Origin of the sequence: Paenibacillus xerothermodurans (genome assembly GCF_002220865.2) — a bacterium.
Taxonomy (GTDB): Bacteria; Bacillota; Bacilli; order Paenibacillales; family NBRC-103111; genus Paenibacillus_S; species Paenibacillus_S xerothermodurans.
The window spans coordinates 306,760-322,580 of the sequence record NZ_NHRJ02000001.1 but is presented as its reverse complement, the minus strand read 5'-3'; the positions used below and the strand labels follow the sequence as shown (position 1 = coordinate 322,580).

Below are 15,821 nucleotides of genomic sequence, written 5' to 3'. Positions count from 1 at the left end.
CGCGCCCATTACGCTCGGTGTGCCGTACCGCCCCTGTAGCACATGGTTTGCCGACGGCGTGGCGTTCATGGGATTTCCCCGACTGCGGGCGTTCGTCCGCTGGCGAGCATCATCAACTAATATAAGACGAGGAGGGCGGAAGCCCATGAGTTTTTTTAAACGGTTAAAGGACAGTATTTCCACGAAGACCGAGGCAGTCACGAATAAGTTCAAGGAAGGCCTGACTAAAACGCGTGATGTGTTCGTCGAGCGTGTGGAAGATTTGTTCAGTCGGCGGAAAAAAATCGATGAGGATTTTTACGAGGAACTGGAGGAAATTTTGATCGGCGCCGATGTGGGTGTAAATACGGTATTGAAGTTGATCGAGGATCTGCGCACCGAAGTACGCAAAAGGAAGATCGAGGAGCCAAGCCAGCTGCAGCCGATTCTTTCGGAAATGCTGGTCGCGTTGCTGAAAGGGGAAGAAAATGCGGATCTCCGTATGGCGGATTCCGGCCTCACTGTGATTTTATTTGTCGGTGTCAACGGCGTTGGTAAAACGACCACCATCGGCAAGCTGGCGCATCGGCTGAAATCGCAGGGAAAAAAGGTTCTTCTCGCTGCCGGAGACACATTCCGTGCCGGCGCGATCGAGCAGCTCGAAGCCTGGGGACAGCGGGCAGGCGTAGATGTAATTAAACAGCAGGCGGGATCTGACCCGGCAGCTGTGATGTACGATGCGCTGCACGCGGCCAAAAACAGGGGTGTAGACGTTCTGCTGTGTGACACGGCCGGCCGCTTGCAGAACAAAGTGAATCTCATGGAAGAGCTGAACAAAATTTACCGCGTGATCCGCCGTGAGGTGCCGGAAGCACCGCATGAGGTCTTATTGGTGCTGGATGCAACTACCGGTCAAAACGCGCTCAGCCAGGCGAAAATGTTCGACGCAAAGTCGGGCTTGACAGGACTGGTTCTGACCAAGCTGGACGGCACGTCCAAGGGCGGGATCGTGGTGGCTATCAGGCAGGAATTGCAGCTGCCGGTCAAGTACGTTGGTCTGGGAGAAAAAATGGATGATTTACAGCCGTTCGACTCGGAGCAATTTGTCGGCGCGCTATTTAGCAAGTGGATCGCTGACGAAGCGAACGAGGACACACAATCTCAAAAGGTATAGGCACTAAGGGCCGGTCGATGTGCGCATTGACCGGCTTTAGCCGTTTGAAACGAGCGCAGCTTCATGTGGTTGGGGGCTTGCCGTGCAGATGCCAGATACGGTCTCGCTAGTATGCATGGTGTAGACCAGTTTCCACGGGGCATCAGGGCCGTGCCGCACAGCAGCGGCGGTAATGCCGTGTCTGTGCGGCTCATGGCGCGCAATTCAACAGAATGTCACGCCATGCAGCGCAGCTGGGCGATGGTGATGCCGTTTTCGGTGTATGGCTGACGCCGTAGAGTAATGCCACGGGGCATCAGGCCGTGCCGCACAGCAGCGGCGGTAATCCCGTGTCTGTGCGGCTCATGGCGCGCAATTCAACAGAATGTCACGCCGTGCAGCGCAGCTGGGCGATGGTGATGCCGTTTTCGGTTGTTTGGCACTTGGCTAAGCGTAATTTGACGGGTGCCGCCCGTCTCGCGCAGTGGAGCAATTCTTGCTGTTCGTGCCCAGCACATAAGCAGTGGGCTTCAATCCCGCGCATGCGGCGGCTCAGCTGCGCCAGCGGCAAGCTCCTTCGTGATCGTGCTCGGGTTCAAATTGTGGTAACCGCGAGCACGCAGGCGCAATCACTTCTGCTCAAACAAGTATATCTTAGGTGACAAGGAAAGACGCTTGACATCCTGCTTCGTTTTCAGTATGATATGTACTGTTATGTGCTGTAAAGTGTTTTACCTTAACGGAGGCGAGGCACTGTGACAGAAGAAAACGTGCTAGAAAAGACAAACCGGATGAACCTGCTGGTTGATTTTTACGGAAAGCTTTTAACGGAAAAACAGCAGACATTTTTGAGATATTATTTCTATGATGATTATTCGCTTGGCGAAATCGCTGCTGAGTTCCAAATCAGCCGTCAGGCGGTATATGAGCATATAAAGCGGGCTGAGACCGCATTAGAAGATTATGAGCTTAAGCTGCAGCTGTTGGCCAAGCACGAACAAAGACAGCAGCTTTTGCAGCAACTCGCGGCGGTGGCGGAACAACTGCCGCCGCGACAGCGGCAGGTCGCAAGATCCGTGCTCGGGCATTTGCACAGCTTGGACTAAATGCTCACGCGATCTGCGTCACATTTCAAAGTAACGCGGAAAGAGGTGAATTCGCATGGCATTCGAAGGTTTAGCAGGCCGACTGCAGAACGTGTTCAGCAAGCTGAAAGGCAAAGGAAAGCTAACGGAAGACGATGTAAACGAAGCGCTGCGCGAAGTTCGACTCGCGCTGCTTGAAGCGGATGTCAATTTTAAAGTCGTAAAAGAGTTTGTTTCCAAAGTGAAAGAACGCGCTATCGGGCAGGAAGTACTGCAAAGTTTCACACCCGCCATGGTAGTCGTAGACATAGTGAACAAAGAGCTGACGGAGCTCATGGGCGGTACGCAGAGCAAGCTTGCCCGGTCCAATCGCCCTCCGACGGTGATCATGATGGTTGGCTTGCAGGGTGCGGGTAAAACGACCACAGCCGGGAAATTGGCCAGGATGCTGCAGCAACAAAATCACCGGCCTTTGCTGGTGGCAGGAGACATTTACCGGCCGGCGGCGATTAAGCAGCTTCAGGTGCTGGGCGAGCAGTTGAAAGTACCGGTATTTGCCATGGGCGACCAGGTCAGCCCGGTCGAGATCGCGAAGAACGCGCTGCAGCACGCGAAAGATAACGGAAACGATTATATCATTATGGATACCGCGGGACGGCTGCACATTGATGAAGCACTGATGGATGAGCTGAAGCACATCGCTGACGCCATCAAGCCGGATGAAACGCTTCTGGTTGTCGATGCGATGACCGGACAGGAAGCTGTCAACGTCGCTGAAAGCTTCCACAAGCAGCTGGCGCTTTCTGGGGTCGTGCTCACCAAACTCGATAGCGATACACGCGGTGGTGCAGCGATTTCCGTTAAAGCGGTGACCGGCTGTCCGATAAAATTCGCAGCGATGGGCGAGAAGATGGATGCGCTCGAGCCGTTCCACCCTGATCGTATGGCTTCCAGAATTCTTGGTATGGGCGACATGCTCACCTTGATCGAGAAAGCCCAAGCAGGCATCGATATGGATAAGGCTAAGGAAATGGAGCGGAAGATGCGCACCGCCGAGTTCACCTTCGACGATTTCCTGGAGCAGATGGAACAGATGAAGAAGCTCGGTCCTCTTGATCAGATTTTGGGTATGCTGCCGGGCGCCGGTAAAATGAAGGGGATGCAGGACATTAAGGTCGACGATAAGCAGATGGCACGTGTGGCCGCCATTGTGAAATCAATGACCAAGGAAGAGCGGCAAAATCCTGTGTTGCTGAATCCGAGCCGCCGCAAGCGTCTTGCTGCAGGCAGCGGTAACTCGATACAAGATGTGAACCGTTTTATTAAACAGTTCGATGATATGCGCAAGATGATGAAGCAGTTTTCCGGTATGATGGGACCTAAAGGCGCGAAAGGCCTAAAGGGTCTCAAGGGCAAGCTCGGTAAGGGAATGAAGTTCCCGTTCGGTTAAACAGCTTTCAGCTGTCCTCACCGAATCCTTATTCTATGTGGGAGGTGATTTTTAGCAATGGCAACACGTATTCGTCTTAAGCGTATGGGCGCTCACAAAGCACCTTTTTACCGTGTGGTAGTGTCGGATTCCCGTTCTCCACGTGACGGCCGCTTTATCGAAGAGATTGGCACATACAACCCGGTTGCAAAACCGGCGGTAGTGAGCATCGATGAAGAGAAGGCTCTTAGATGGCTGCAAACCGGTGCTCAAGCATCGGACACTGTGCGCAATCTGTTCAGTCAAGCGGGTATTATGAAAAGATTTCACGAGTCCAAGCTGCAGAAGTAATCTGCTGATTCGGAGGGTGTCATGAAAGATCTAATAACCGTCATCGCCAAGGCGTTGGTTGATCATCCCGATGAAGTGAAGGTGAATGTGGACGAAGACGAGCGTGAGGTTACGTTTAAGCTGTCCGTACATCCCGATGATGTCGGGAAAGTAATAGGCAAGCAAGGGCGGATCGCCAAAGCGCTGCGTACCGTAGTCACCTCGGCTGCAGTGAGAGAAAGCAAGCGTGTTTCGGTTGAAATTGTTTCATAGTGGAAAATATGAGGGTTAGGAGCAATCCTAACTCTTTTCCATATCTACATATGCGCGTATCTAATCCGATTCCCGGAGGGTTTCATGAGCGAGAAATTATATACCATAGGTACAGTAGTGAACACACAAGGGATCCGGGGTGAATTAAAAATTTACCCGGACACCGATTTCCCCGATGAACGATTTGCCAAGGGCAGTGCTTTAGTGCTGTATGACCCTCAAAAGCACACTGCCGTGCCGGTCGTTGTCGAGTCGGCGCGCGAGCACAAAAAGCTGTTCATTATTAAGTTTCAAGGTTTTAACAGCATTAACGAAGTTGAAAAATACAAGGGCTGGCTGCTGCAGGTCGAAGAAAAATACATCGGTGAGCTTGCCGAGGACGAATATTACCACCATGAAATCATTGGCTGCACTGTGGTCACCGACGAGGGGGAGGAACTCGGCACAATAAGTGAAATCCTGTCACCGGGCGCCAACGATGTCTGGGTTGTGGAGCGCAAAGAGGGCAAGCCGGTTCTGCTTCCTTATATTGACGATGTGGTACTTGATGTTAATGTGACTGAAAAACGAGTCAAGGTACACCTATTGGAGGGCTTGCTGGATTGATGAGAATTGATGTGCTTACCCTGTTTCCGGAGATGTTTGACGGTGTGTTCGCGGCCAGCATATTAGGTAAAGCCCGCGACAAAGGCGTCGTGTCGTTAAATACGGTCAATTTCCGAGACTATGCCAACAACAAGCACAATACCGTAGATGATTATCCGTATGGCGGCGGAGGGGGAATGGTGCTCCAGGCTGAGCCGATTTTCTCCGCTGTAGAGGCGCTGCAGGCTGCTGAGAATTCAGGAGTGAATCCTCCTCGTGTGATCCTAATGTGTCCTCAAGGCGAGACGTTTTCACAGCGCAAGGCGGAAGAGCTGTCCAGGGAAGAGCATCTGATTTTCGTATGCGGGCATTATGAGGGATACGATGAACGCATTAGGGAGCATCTGGTCACGGACGAGCTATCTATCGGAGATTATGTGCTAACGGGCGGGGAGCTGCCCGCCATGGTGATCATTGATAGCGTTGTTCGGCTTTTACCGGGTGCACTGGGCAACGAAACTTCGGCCGTGACTGATTCGTTTAGCACAGGTTTGCTGGAGTATCCGCATTACACTAGACCTGTCGAGTTTAGAGGCTGGCGTGTGCCTGACATTTTATTATCAGGGCATCATGCTAACATAGCGCAGTGGCGCAGGCAGCAGGCGCTGTGGCGCACATGGCAAAAGAGGCCCGACCTGCTGGAGAATTTTCCGCTTACCGAAAAGGACAAGCGGTGGCTGGAGGAGCAGCAGCACAAGTCGCAGTCTGAGAACGAATAAATAGCAGATGCGGCCAACCTGAGCTTTGACACATTTTCAGTTGTGTTAGACGGATGTTTATGATAATATAATCATGTTGTGGCATTTTGCCCGATTACGGTGGTCCTCTACGCATAACAACGCTGAATTTATACATCGAAGGCGGAATGAACACCTGAGTGGAAGGAGGAAGTCATATTATGAGTTTGATTCAAGAGATTACTAAAGAACAGCTGCGCACGGATCTTCCTAAGTTTCGTCCAGGAGACACTGTGAAAGTTCACGTTAAGGTTATCGAGGGTTCGCGTGAACGGACTCAGTTGTTCGAAGGTGTGGTTATCAAGCGCCGGGGAGGCGGAATCAGCGAAACCTTTACCGTTAGAAAAATTTCTTACGGCGTAGGCGTAGAAAGAACGTTTCCTTTGAACACACCGAAGATTGAAAAGCTTGAGGTGGCTCGCCGTGGTAAAGTTCGTCGCGCGAAGCTGTACTACTTGCGTGGTCTTCGTGGTAAAGCGGCTAGAATTCAAGAGATTCGCTAAGACGAAAACAAACGGGGGCTTGTTTAGCAAGCTCCTTTTCGTTTTTTTAGAAACTTTTTCCTAGAGAGAGGGCAGTCTAGTATGGAGCAGGAAGAAACCGTGGAAAAAAACAGTCCACTGAAGAATGAAGCATGGGAATGGGCTAAAGCCCTGCTGATCGCTGCGGCGCTCGTTTTTGTTATTCGTTGGTTGATTTTTGCCCCGTTTATAGTCGAAGGCCCGTCGATGGAGCCCAATTTTCACACTGGAGAACGTCTTATAGTGAACAAGCTCATCTACTCATTTCGCGCGCCTGAGCGCGGTGAGGTCGTGGTGTTCCATGCCAGCCAAGACAGGGATTACATAAAGCGCGTTATCGCGTTGCCTGGCGAAACCGTTCGCGTGGAAGGTGACAAGGTGTATGTGAATAATGAGCTGCTGGACGAGCCGTATTTGAAAGAGGCGTTGGATGAGGCAGCGGCAAAAGGGATACCATATAACACGAGAAATTACCCGGAAAAAACGGTAGCTGAAGGAAAGGTGTTCGTTATGGGGGACAACCGGTCGAACAGCGCTGACAGTCGCGATATCGGATTTATAGAATACGATGAGATCGTCGGACGTGCCGATTTAATCTTCTGGCCGTTGAACAAAATTAGCTTGGTTCATTTGTAAAAAATCAGGCGGTATTTGTATAGGAAGCTGAGGTGACCGTATGACGATTCAATGGTTTCCAGGTCACATGACAAGAGCCCGTCGTCAGATCGAAGAGAAGCTGAAGCTGATCGATGTGGTCATAGAACTGTTGGATGCGAGGATCCCGTTGTCCAGCCGTAACCCAATGATCGATGAAATATTGCAAAACAAGCCACGTCTGGTCCTGCTGAACAAGAATGATCTTGCTGATCCGGAAGTTACCGCCCAGTGGGTAGCTTACTTCGCTGAGCAGGGGCTGCAGGCGCTGCCGGTGGATGCCGCGAACGGCAGCCAAATGAAAGAGATCATGGCTAGATGCAGGGAGCTGATGGCTGCCAAGTTTGAGGCGCAGCTGCGTAAAGGCATTAAACCGCGCGCCGTGAGAGCGCTCATTGTCGGTATTCCCAATGTGGGGAAATCCACTTTGATCAATCGGCTTGCAGGACGTAAAATTGCCGCAACGGGGGATAAGCCCGGAGTTACCAAGGCGCAGCAGTGGATTAAGGTCGGCAAGGAAATGGAGTTGCTAGACACGCCGGGCATACTATGGCCGAAATTTGAAGACCAGCAGGTCGGCATGCGGCTTGCCGTCACGGGTGCCATCAAAGAAGAGCTTTTGCACACGGACGACATTGCGCTGTTTGCCGTGCGATACTTGGCGCAGCACTACCGGGAGGCGTTGAAAGAGCGCTATGCCATTGAGAAGCTCCCCGACGATATGACGGATACGAATGCCGTGATCGAAGTGATGGAAGCTATCGGTCGTAAGCGCGGCGCGCTGATGAGCGGTGGCAGAGTTGATTTAGATAAAGCTGCATTGGTCATTTTGCGTGAGCTGCGGGCTGGTAAAATGGGTCGAGTGAGTCTCGAAAGACCGGATATATCGTTAGTAGACTAAAAGTCACTCTCAAAAGGGTGGCTTTTTTAATTTTTCTGCCGCGGTTCTTTTTAGTATAATAGACTGATATGATCTGTTGTTTTACAGGAAAGGGAGTTACATATGTTTTTAGATTACGAGCAGCCGCTTTGGGAACGCGGCATGCGCCATATTGCTGGCGTGGACGAAGTGGGCAGAGGTTGTCTGTTCGGTGACGTAGTGGCTGCCGCTGTTATTTTGCCGCAGGGTCTTGTTCTTCAGGACGTTAACGATTCCAAGAAGCTCAGCCCGAAAAAGCGCGAGGAGTTATATGATGTGATACAACAGGAAGCCATTGCGATCGGAATCGGTGTGGCGGACGTCGGCACGATAGAGAGAATCAACATTAAGCAGGCATCCAGATTGGCTATGAAACAAGCGGTGGAGCGGCTCAATCCGCGTGCGGACTACTTGCTGGTTGATGCGGAACAGATCGATGTCACGCTTGAGCAGATGGCGGTCATTCACGGGGATGCACTGAGCCAATCCATCGCGGCGGCATCCATCGTAGCAAAAGTGACACGAGATCGGATGTGTTTGCAGTGGGAAGTGGAGTATCCCGAGTATGGTATTGCCGAGCACAAAGGTTATGCCACCAAGCTGCACAGAGAGAGAATTATAGAGTTCGGGGCAACGGCAATGCATCGAAAAACTTTTTTAAGAAACCTGATGGCGGAGCATGAGCAGTTGGAGTTGTTTTAAGCGTTAAGTGTTAATAAGGTAAATTATCGCGTGGTCACCACGATGGCGCGGAATAAAGCTGCTGAGCATCCATTCGATCGCACTTATGCGGCACCGACACGATTCAGGTCTGAACTTTCGCGGCATAGCTGCCGATATAGATGATAATGAACAATTACGGGAGGTGGGCAAAAGTTGAATATCAGCGGGTTGGTCAGAAGCTTTCTCGGTGAAGCCCAGCCGACCGCGGCGAAAACATTAGAGTTGAAGGCAGGGCAAGTTGTCAAGGGGATCGTGTTGCAGCTGCTCTCCGAGCAGGATGCCCTAGTAAACATTAATGGCGTTCAGGTACGCGCTAAGCTGGAGACGCCGCTCGCACAGGGGCAGATCACGCTGCTGCAGGTACAACCTGATTCCGTTGGCGGGCAGATTGTGTTGAAGCCTTTGGCGGGGTCCGGCGTACAAATTACTGCCCATTCATTAGGCGATGTACTGGACACGCTCGGACTTGAGGATAATGCCGCGAACCGACAGCTGGTGCAGGCGCTACATCAATCGGACGTGCCCATATCGAAGGAAAACATACAAGCCTTCGCTCGGCTGCACTCTCAAATCCCGGTATTCGGTGGACAGGACGAATGGGTGCCTTCAGCGATCGTGGCGTTTCAAAGAGGCATCCCTTTGACAGCTGACGCGGTTAGCTCCATACGACAGGCAACATCCGGGCCGCCGCTGCATACCACTTTGGCACGACTTGATATGCAAATCAATTCATTGCTGGCAGCCGGTGCGTTATCGGACGACGCGCGGTCTGCGGCTGGTGCAGCGAAGCAGGTCATTGCACTGGTGCGACAGGCGTCGGCTCAGATATTGTTGCAGCCGGAGGCTGCAGCACACGCGTCAGCTGAAGGGGCGGGGCCGCAAGTCGCGTCCTGTGGTGGGGCGGGCATAGCGGCTCAGGCGGGCCGTGAAAGCGGCGGAGGGGAGGCGGCAGCCGTAGGCTCAAGCTCGCTGGAGCAGACGCCGCAGCCCGGCAGGAGCCCTAGCGCGCCAGGGGGCGCGCCGCACGCTCAGACTGCTGCGCTCAGCAGCCTGCGCCCCAATGCGAACCCTGCTGCCGCAGAGGGTTCGCGCGCTACCGCAGAGGCCGCACAGCGCGGCCTCGCGGCGGCACAGAGCAGCGGCTCAACGCCAGCTGCTCGCAAGGCAGCGGCCCCTGCACCGGATGCGGGGCCGCGAAACCCCGAGCCGGCTGCGCAGCCGGCTCGTGCACTGCCGGCGCAGCCGCATAGCGCTGCGCCAGACGGCGCGGCCGCCCATGCGGCTCGCGACACGCCGCCGCTGCCGGATGCGCAGCGGGCGGAGCCGGGCGGCGGCCTGCCGGCAGCGCACGCAGCAACGCCGCAGGCCGCTGCGGAGGCGAGCGGCCACGCTGTGGCTGGCGCTGCTGCCGGCAGGGCCGGACAGGCCGCCGATACGCGCGAGCATTGGCTGCCGCAAATCTTGAAAGCGTTGGGCGTCGCACATGAGCATCACATCGCGAAGCTGCCTGATCTATCGCCATTAGGTACTGCTGTGCGTGATGGAATGCCATCCTCACTAGTTGCGTCCACCGGTCAAAGCGTCAACGCCACACAGGAGCAGAATGACACGTCGCAAACATTAAAAAGCGCACTACTGCAGCTCATACATTCGGACGATGTGCCCTCGGTTTTAAAGGACACAGCGCAGCAAGCGGTCCAGCAGATTACAGGACAGCAGCTGCTGTTAAATTCCGATCGGTCAGCCATGTTTGCGCATATCACCTTGCTTGTGCCCTTAATAAATAGTTACGGTGAACAAACTGCGGCAATCCACATTCAATCCCGCAAAGGAGCGCGCGGAGAACTTGATGCCCATAACTGCCGGCTGGTGTTTGATCTGAGAATGAAAACATTGGGCGACACTATGGTCGACGTTCAAGCGGTTGACCGAATCGTGAGTCTAAGGGTGTTAAACGACCAGCCTTTTATTGCAGACCTGCTTGAACCGCATCGTGAGGAAATCGCCGCCAGCTTGGCGAGCGTCGGCTATCAATTTATCTCGCTGAAGTGCAGTCCTTATCCGGACAAAGGGAAAACAGCACACGATGCCACACTCAGCGAGACAGTCGGCACTCACGCGAATCTCAGTGGACAGCAGCTGCAGACGGCCTATGGTCAACAGCAGTACCGCGGAATGGATGTGCGAATATGAACCAGCGCCGGGACGGTCGAAGCGCCGTCCAAAAGGCGGTAGCGTTGAAATATGCCCCGGAGCAGAAGAGTGCCCCCGTGCTGATTGCGAAAGGTAGGGGCTCGGTCGCCGACGCCATAATGCAGAAAGCAAGGGAGAATGGAGTCCCGATCCAGCAGGACTCATCGCTTGTCGAAGTTTTGTCTAAGCTGGATCTAGATCAAGAAATTCCACCGGCACTATACCAGCTCGTAGCCGAAATACTGAGCTTCATCTACCGTTCGGACACTCGTGCTAAGCAGCAGTTAGGAAAGAGGTCAAATGGATAATACAAGGCTTACCCGCAAAATGCTGGGCGCTCTGGGTGAAAACTATGCTCGAGAACATCTCAGCAGCAAAGGATACCGGATTCAAGCTCAGAACTGGCGGTGCAGGTCGGGCGAGATCGACCTCGTCGCCGTGGAGGGGGAGCTGCTAGTGTTCGTGGAAGTGAGGACACGCAGCGGTAGTGCCCGATTCGGCACTCCTCAAGAATCGGTCAACTTGCTCAAACAGCGTCAAGTAAGAGAAACGGCGCAGTATTACGCTCACCGCAATCAACTGCTGCATAAGCAGCAGCGCTTCGACGTCATTTCTGTGCTGACGGAGAAGGATGGCGGTCTGAGAACCATTGAGCACGTATGCAACGCATTCTAACGGCTGCCGGCCGGGGGGAGCGATTTTTTGTCCAAGCTGCGGTATTGCAGGGCTTCCGCTACGTGCGCCGGTTCCAGCTGAACGCTGCTCTCTAGGTCCGCGATGGTACGTGCGATCTTAAGAATACGATCGTACGCTCTCACGCTCAGTCCCAACAATTCGAACGATTTGCGAAGCAGCGCTTCCGCCTCTCGGTGCATTCGGCAATGCTGTTTCAGCAGATTGCCGGACAGCTCGCTGTTAAAGGTAATGCCGGTGCCGGCAAAACGGTTCTCCTGCATCGCCCGGGCGAGATTGACCTGCCGCTTCATGGCTTCGGATGACAGCTGCGACTCGGTGAGCACCAGTTGTTCGTAATCGATGCGGGGAACATCGACTTGTAAATCGATGCGATCCAGCAGAGGGCCCGAAATTTTCGACCGATATTGTTCAATGCGCAGTGGGCTGCAAGTGCACGCGTGGATGTTTGTTTCAGCTCCAAAATAACCACACGGGCACGGATTCATTGACGCGGCGAGAATGAAGTGGGCAGGGAAGCGGTATACCGCTCGCGCCCGCCCGATCGTCACATGCCTATCCTCTAACGGCTGGCGGAGCACTTCCAGCACCGCTCGGGAAAACTCGGGCAGCTCGTCGAGAAACAGTACCCCGCGATGAGCCAAACTGATTTCTCCCGGCTTGGGAATATTGCCTCCGCCTACCAAGCCAGCCGCTGAGATCGTATGATGTGGCATCCGGAAAGGGCGTTCACTGATTAAGCTGCTGCGGTCGGAAAACTTGCCGGAGGCACTGTAGATTTTGGTGACATCCAGTGATTCTTGCTCCGACATGTCGGGAAGGATGGTAGGCAGACGTTTGACCAGCATCGTTTTTCCCGTGCCTGGCGGCCCAAGCAGCAGAAGGTTATGCATTCCGGCCGCACAAATGATAAGAGCTCTCTTCGCATGCATCTGTCCGTTCACATCACTGTAATCATCCATTCCGGCCTTGCGGGGCCTACCGGATTCGCGCTCTTCCACGCGCACGGCATGCACACCGGTCAATCCATTACCGGCAAGCTGCTGGAGCTGATTAAGATGCGATAAAGTGAATATGTCCATATCCGCAATCAGGGAGGCCTCTTCCACGTTACCGGTGGGAACGATTACCCGCCGAATACCATGATCCTTTGCGTTCGCCATCATGGAAAGCACGCCTGGCACCGGCCTCACCGAGCCATCCAAAGACAACTCCCCCAAAATCAGAGTGCGGTCGGCTTCCGCTAAGTTCAGTTGCTCGCTGGTCGCGAGGATTCCGACAGCAATGGCCAGGTCGAAGGCGGATCCCTCCTTTCGCACATCGGCCGGGGCCAAATTGACGGTAATACGTTGCAGAGGAAACGCGTACCCGCAGTTTTTCACCGCCGCCCGCACCCGCTCGATCGACTCTTTTACCGCGCTGTCCGGCAAACCTACTATGTTCATCTGAGGAAGGCCGTTGCTCAGATCCACTTCCACCTCCACCAGCTTTCCATCGACACCATGCAGGCACGCGCTTAACACTTTACCGTACATAAAAAAACACCTCTTCCCTCGATCGTAGATCAGAATAGGCAAAAGGTGCTTCCTTATTGCTCGTACTTATTTTATTTTATATTCTACCTTCTGATCCTGAATTTCGCAACGCTTGACGTGATGCGTTACAGGCATAGCGGTGCGGCCTTCTGGTTATACAATGAATGGGGGTGATGAGTTTGCAGGACAAACCTTATTTTTGTCCAAATTGCAGGTCAAATCGTGTGAAGTTCAGTGTGATCTCCAGCTTTTCTCAACGTGTGGTGAAGGACGCCGCCACGGGAGTAGTGCAGGAGGTTACCGAGCTCGAGCCCATCGAGGATACCGAACCGACGATTCAGTGCCTCGTGTGCAGCTACCGAGCGAACGAACTGCGATTTATCAAGCAGGCTGAACGTGAGCCTCGTGTAATTACGCCGACGAATCCCGCTTATGTTTAAAGAGAGAGCCATGGGGTACTTGGCGCATGTTTCCGCCGCTTTTCGGGATACATGCGTCTTTATGCTGTTCCCTGATTTCCCCGGGAATGAGATTATACGGGAAATTTTTCAGTGGCATAAAAAAGTTTAATTGAAAAATGAAACCTTTGCTTGAAAAAAGGAGGAAACCGTCGAAAAAAAGTGGTACAATTAGGAATGTTGCTGACCGTCCGGTTCAGGCAGGATTTCTCAGGAGATTCACGAATAATTCATATTGGTTGACGCAGAACTCGCACATGAACCGCCAGTTCTGATTCATATAGTAAGCTATAACTGATAGGAGGATTTTGCTAAATGAATATCCATGAGTACCAGGGCAAAGCAGTGCTTAAGCAATATGGGGTTGCTGTTCCTAACGGAAAAGTAGCTTTCACAGTGGATGAGGCTGTCGAGGCGGCCAAGCAGCTTGGAACTTCTGTAGTTGTAGTAAAAGCTCAGATCCATGCGGGCGGGCGCGGCAAAGCCGGCGGTGTCAAAGTTGCTAAAAATTTGGACGAGGTACGTGCGTACGCTCAAGAAATTTTAGGCAAAGTCCTTGTCACACATCAGACTGGACCGGAAGGCAAGGAAGTTAAGCGCTTGCTTATAGAAGAGGGCTGCGATATTAAGAAAGAATACTACATCGGTGTAGTCATCGACCGGGTGACCGGCCGTGTTGTTATGATGGCGTCGGAAGAGGGCGGTACGGAGATTGAGGAAGTTGCGGAAAAATCTCCAGAGAAGATCTTTAAAGAAGTGATTGATCCGGCCATCGGCTTACAACCATTCCAAGCGCGCAAATTGGCTTACGCAATTAATATCCCATCCGAATTAGTTAACAAAGCCGTGAAATTTATGATCGCTCTCTACACTGCTTTCGTTGACAAAGATTGCTCCATCGCTGAGATCAATCCATTGGTAGTGACAGGAAGCGGAGATGTCATGGCGCTCGATGCGAAATTGAATTTTGACTCCAACGCATTGTACCGTCACAAGGACATCGTTGAACTGCGCGACCTGGAAGAAGAAGACGAAAAAGAAATCCAAGCCTCCAAGTATGACTTGAGCTACATAGCGCTTGACGGCAACATTGGTTGTCTGGTCAACGGCGCAGGCTTGGCAATGGCGACTATGGATATTATTAAATATTACGGCGGAGACCCTGCTAACTTCCTTGATGTAGGGGGCGGCGCTACCGCGGAGAAGGTCACCGAGGCGTTCAAAATTATCCTTTCTGATGAAGCGGTGAAGGGCATTTTCGTTAACATTTTCGGTGGTATCATGAAATGTGACGTCATTGCAAGCGGTGTAGTAGAAGCCGCGAAGCAGGTTGGTCTGACTCGTCCGCTGGTAGTGCGATTGGAAGGCACGAACGTGGACCTCGGCAAGAAAATACTGAACGAATCCGGCTTGAATATCGTGGCTGCGGACTCGATGGCGGACGGCGCTCAAAAAATCGTTGCTCTAGTATCGTGATCGGATATAACAGTAAACGCATATTCTTCGTTAAAATAATCAGGGGATGTGACCAATACAAATGAGTATTTTAATTAATAAAGATACGAAAGTCATCACACAAGGTATCACTGGCTCGGTCGGACTGTTCCACACCAAAGGTGCTCTTGATTATGGTACGCAAATGGTAGGTGGCGTGACTCCGGGGAAAGGCGGCACGAAAGTCGACATTACTCTGGAGAATGGGGAAGTGGTCTCGTTGCCCGTCTTTAACACTGTAGCACACGCCAAGGCCGCAACAGGTGCCACGGTATCCGTCATCTATGTGCCGCCTGCTTTTGCAGCGGATGCGATCATGGAAGCGGTAGATGCGGAGCTCGATTTGGCGATTTGTATCACGGAAGGCATACCTGTGCTGGACATGGTAAAAGTCTCCCGTTACATGGAAGGCAAAAAAACCCGTCTGATCGGGCCGAATTGCCCTGGCTTAATTACTCCGGGTGAGTGCAAAATCGGCATTATGCCGGGTTACATTCATACTCCAGGCCATGTGGGCGTCGTTTCACGCAGTGGAACACTAACTTATGAAGCGGTGCATCAGCTTAGCACACGGGGCATTGGTCAATCATCCGCGGTTGGTATCGGCGGCGACCCTGTGAAGGGCACGGAGTTTATCGATGTTCTTGAACTTTTCAATAACGATCCGGACACTTATGCGGTAATTATGATCGGTGAAATCGGCGGCACTGCGGAAGAGGAAGCTGCGGAATGGATCGCTGCGAATATGACTAAACCGGTTGTTGGATTTATTGGCGGTCAGACCGCTCCTCCAGGCAAACGTATGGGCCATGCCGGTGCGATCATTTCTGGCGGGAAAGGCACAGCGGCTGAGAAAGTGGCAACGCTTGAACGCTGCGGTATCAAGGTAGCGCCAACACCTTCGGAGATGGGCTCCACGTTGGTGAGCGTGTTGGAAGAAAAGGGTCTATTGGGAAAATGCATTACTAAAAAATAATTTCACACTATTAATCATTAGGCA

The 15,821-nt window shown here is 52.7% G+C and carries 17 protein-coding genes and 1 pseudogene; 17 read left to right on the top strand and 1 reads right to left on the bottom strand.

The genetic code is table 11. The annotated features are described in order from the left end of the window. Positions 1-145: 145 nt before the first annotated feature. The 14 genes and pseudogenes from ftsY to CBW46_RS01410 all read left to right on the top strand — a co-directional run bounded on the left by ftsY (position 146) and on the right by CBW46_RS01410 (position 11,316). Complete coding sequence (ftsY, locus tag CBW46_RS01480) at positions 146-1,153, top strand: signal recognition particle-docking protein FtsY (RefSeq protein WP_089198255.1); 1,008 nt, start codon at positions 146-148, stop codon at positions 1,151-1,153. A gap of 734 nt (positions 1,154-1,887) precedes the next feature. Next, positions 1,888-2,238 carry a putative DNA-binding protein gene (locus CBW46_RS01470; RefSeq protein WP_089198253.1) on the top strand — a complete coding sequence of 117 codons (351 nt, stop codon included), beginning with the start codon at positions 1,888-1,890 and terminating at the stop codon, positions 2,236-2,238. Positions 2,239-2,293: 55 nt separating this feature from the next. Next, positions 2,294-3,667, top strand: a complete 1,374-nt coding sequence (gene ffh, locus CBW46_RS01465) for a signal recognition particle protein (protein WP_089198252.1) — start codon at positions 2,294-2,296, stop codon at positions 3,665-3,667. 57 nt (positions 3,668-3,724) lie between these two features. After that, positions 3,725-3,997, top strand: a complete 273-nt coding sequence (gene rpsP / locus CBW46_RS01460) for a 30S ribosomal protein S16 (RefSeq protein ID WP_089198251.1) — start codon at positions 3,725-3,727, stop codon at positions 3,995-3,997. Between the two features lie 21 nt (positions 3,998-4,018). Beyond that, positions 4,019-4,249, top strand: coding sequence for a KH domain-containing protein (locus tag CBW46_RS01455; protein WP_089198250.1), 231 nt, complete (start codon positions 4,019-4,021; stop codon positions 4,247-4,249). A gap of 84 nt (positions 4,250-4,333) precedes the next feature. Then, positions 4,334-4,855 (top strand): ribosome maturation factor RimM, encoded by a 522-nt coding sequence (rimM, locus tag CBW46_RS01450; protein ID WP_089198249.1) that lies wholly within the window; start codon positions 4,334-4,336, stop codon positions 4,853-4,855. Further along, a complete protein-coding gene (trmD, locus tag CBW46_RS01445) occupies positions 4,855-5,613 on the top strand; it encodes a tRNA (guanosine(37)-N1)-methyltransferase TrmD (protein ID WP_089198248.1) in 759 nt (252 codons plus the stop codon). The genes rimM and trmD overlap by 1 nt, the downstream gene beginning before the upstream one ends. A 179-nt stretch (positions 5,614-5,792) precedes the next feature. After that, the gene (gene rplS, locus CBW46_RS01440; RefSeq protein ID WP_089198247.1) at positions 5,793-6,134 is read left to right on the top strand and encodes a 50S ribosomal protein L19; all 342 of its coding nucleotides are present in this window, start codon (positions 5,793-5,795) and stop codon (positions 6,132-6,134) included. Positions 6,135-6,215: 81 nt separating this feature from the next. After that, positions 6,216-6,788 carry a signal peptidase I gene (gene lepB / locus CBW46_RS01435; protein WP_089198246.1) on the top strand — a complete coding sequence of 191 codons (573 nt, stop codon included), beginning with the start codon at positions 6,216-6,218 and terminating at the stop codon, positions 6,786-6,788. Between the two features lie 40 nt (positions 6,789-6,828). Continuing rightward, positions 6,829-7,707, top strand: a complete 879-nt coding sequence (gene ylqF / locus CBW46_RS01430) for a ribosome biogenesis GTPase YlqF (protein ID WP_089198245.1) — start codon at positions 6,829-6,831, stop codon at positions 7,705-7,707. Between the two features lie 99 nt (positions 7,708-7,806). Further along, positions 7,807-8,427 (top strand): annotated as a pseudogene (locus tag CBW46_RS01425) (ribonuclease HII); the annotation flags it as partial. 174 nt (positions 8,428-8,601) lie between these two features. Continuing rightward, a complete protein-coding gene (locus tag CBW46_RS01420) occupies positions 8,602-10,641 on the top strand; it encodes a hypothetical protein (RefSeq protein WP_089198243.1) in 2,040 nt (679 codons plus the stop codon). After that, on the top strand, positions 10,638-10,949 hold the full coding sequence (locus CBW46_RS01415) for an EscU/YscU/HrcU family type III secretion system export apparatus switch protein (protein WP_089198242.1): 312 nt from the start codon (positions 10,638-10,640) through the stop codon (positions 10,947-10,949). Before CBW46_RS01420 ends, CBW46_RS01415 begins: the two co-directional genes overlap by 4 nt. Next, positions 10,942-11,316 carry a YraN family protein gene (locus CBW46_RS01410; protein ID WP_089198241.1) on the top strand — a complete coding sequence of 125 codons (375 nt, stop codon included), beginning with the start codon at positions 10,942-10,944 and terminating at the stop codon, positions 11,314-11,316. Before CBW46_RS01415 ends, CBW46_RS01410 begins: the two co-directional genes overlap by 8 nt. On the opposite strand, the gene CBW46_RS01405 is transcribed toward CBW46_RS01410, so the two are convergent. Continuing rightward, positions 11,313-12,869 carry a YifB family Mg chelatase-like AAA ATPase gene (locus CBW46_RS01405; protein ID WP_089198240.1) on the bottom strand — a complete coding sequence of 519 codons (1,557 nt, stop codon included), beginning with the start codon at positions 12,867-12,869 and terminating at the stop codon, positions 11,313-11,315. The two genes, CBW46_RS01410 and CBW46_RS01405, sit on opposite strands and share 4 nt — an antisense overlap. A 224-nt stretch (positions 12,870-13,093) precedes the next feature. Between CBW46_RS01405 and CBW46_RS01400 the strand changes: the two genes are divergently transcribed. From CBW46_RS01400 to sucD, 3 genes are all read left to right on the top strand, one after another. After that, positions 13,094-13,309, top strand: a complete 216-nt coding sequence (locus tag CBW46_RS01400; protein WP_243633128.1) for a hypothetical protein — start codon at positions 13,094-13,096, stop codon at positions 13,307-13,309. A gap of 333 nt (positions 13,310-13,642) precedes the next feature. Continuing rightward, positions 13,643-14,803, top strand: coding sequence for an ADP-forming succinate--CoA ligase subunit beta (gene sucC / locus CBW46_RS01395; RefSeq protein WP_089198238.1), 1,161 nt, complete (start codon positions 13,643-13,645; stop codon positions 14,801-14,803). A 61-nt stretch (positions 14,804-14,864) separates the two neighbouring features. Next, entirely contained in the window at positions 14,865-15,797 is a 933-nt protein-coding gene (sucD, locus tag CBW46_RS01390; RefSeq protein WP_089198237.1) for a succinate--CoA ligase subunit alpha, read from the top strand. The last annotated feature ends 24 nt before the right edge of the window (positions 15,798-15,821 follow it).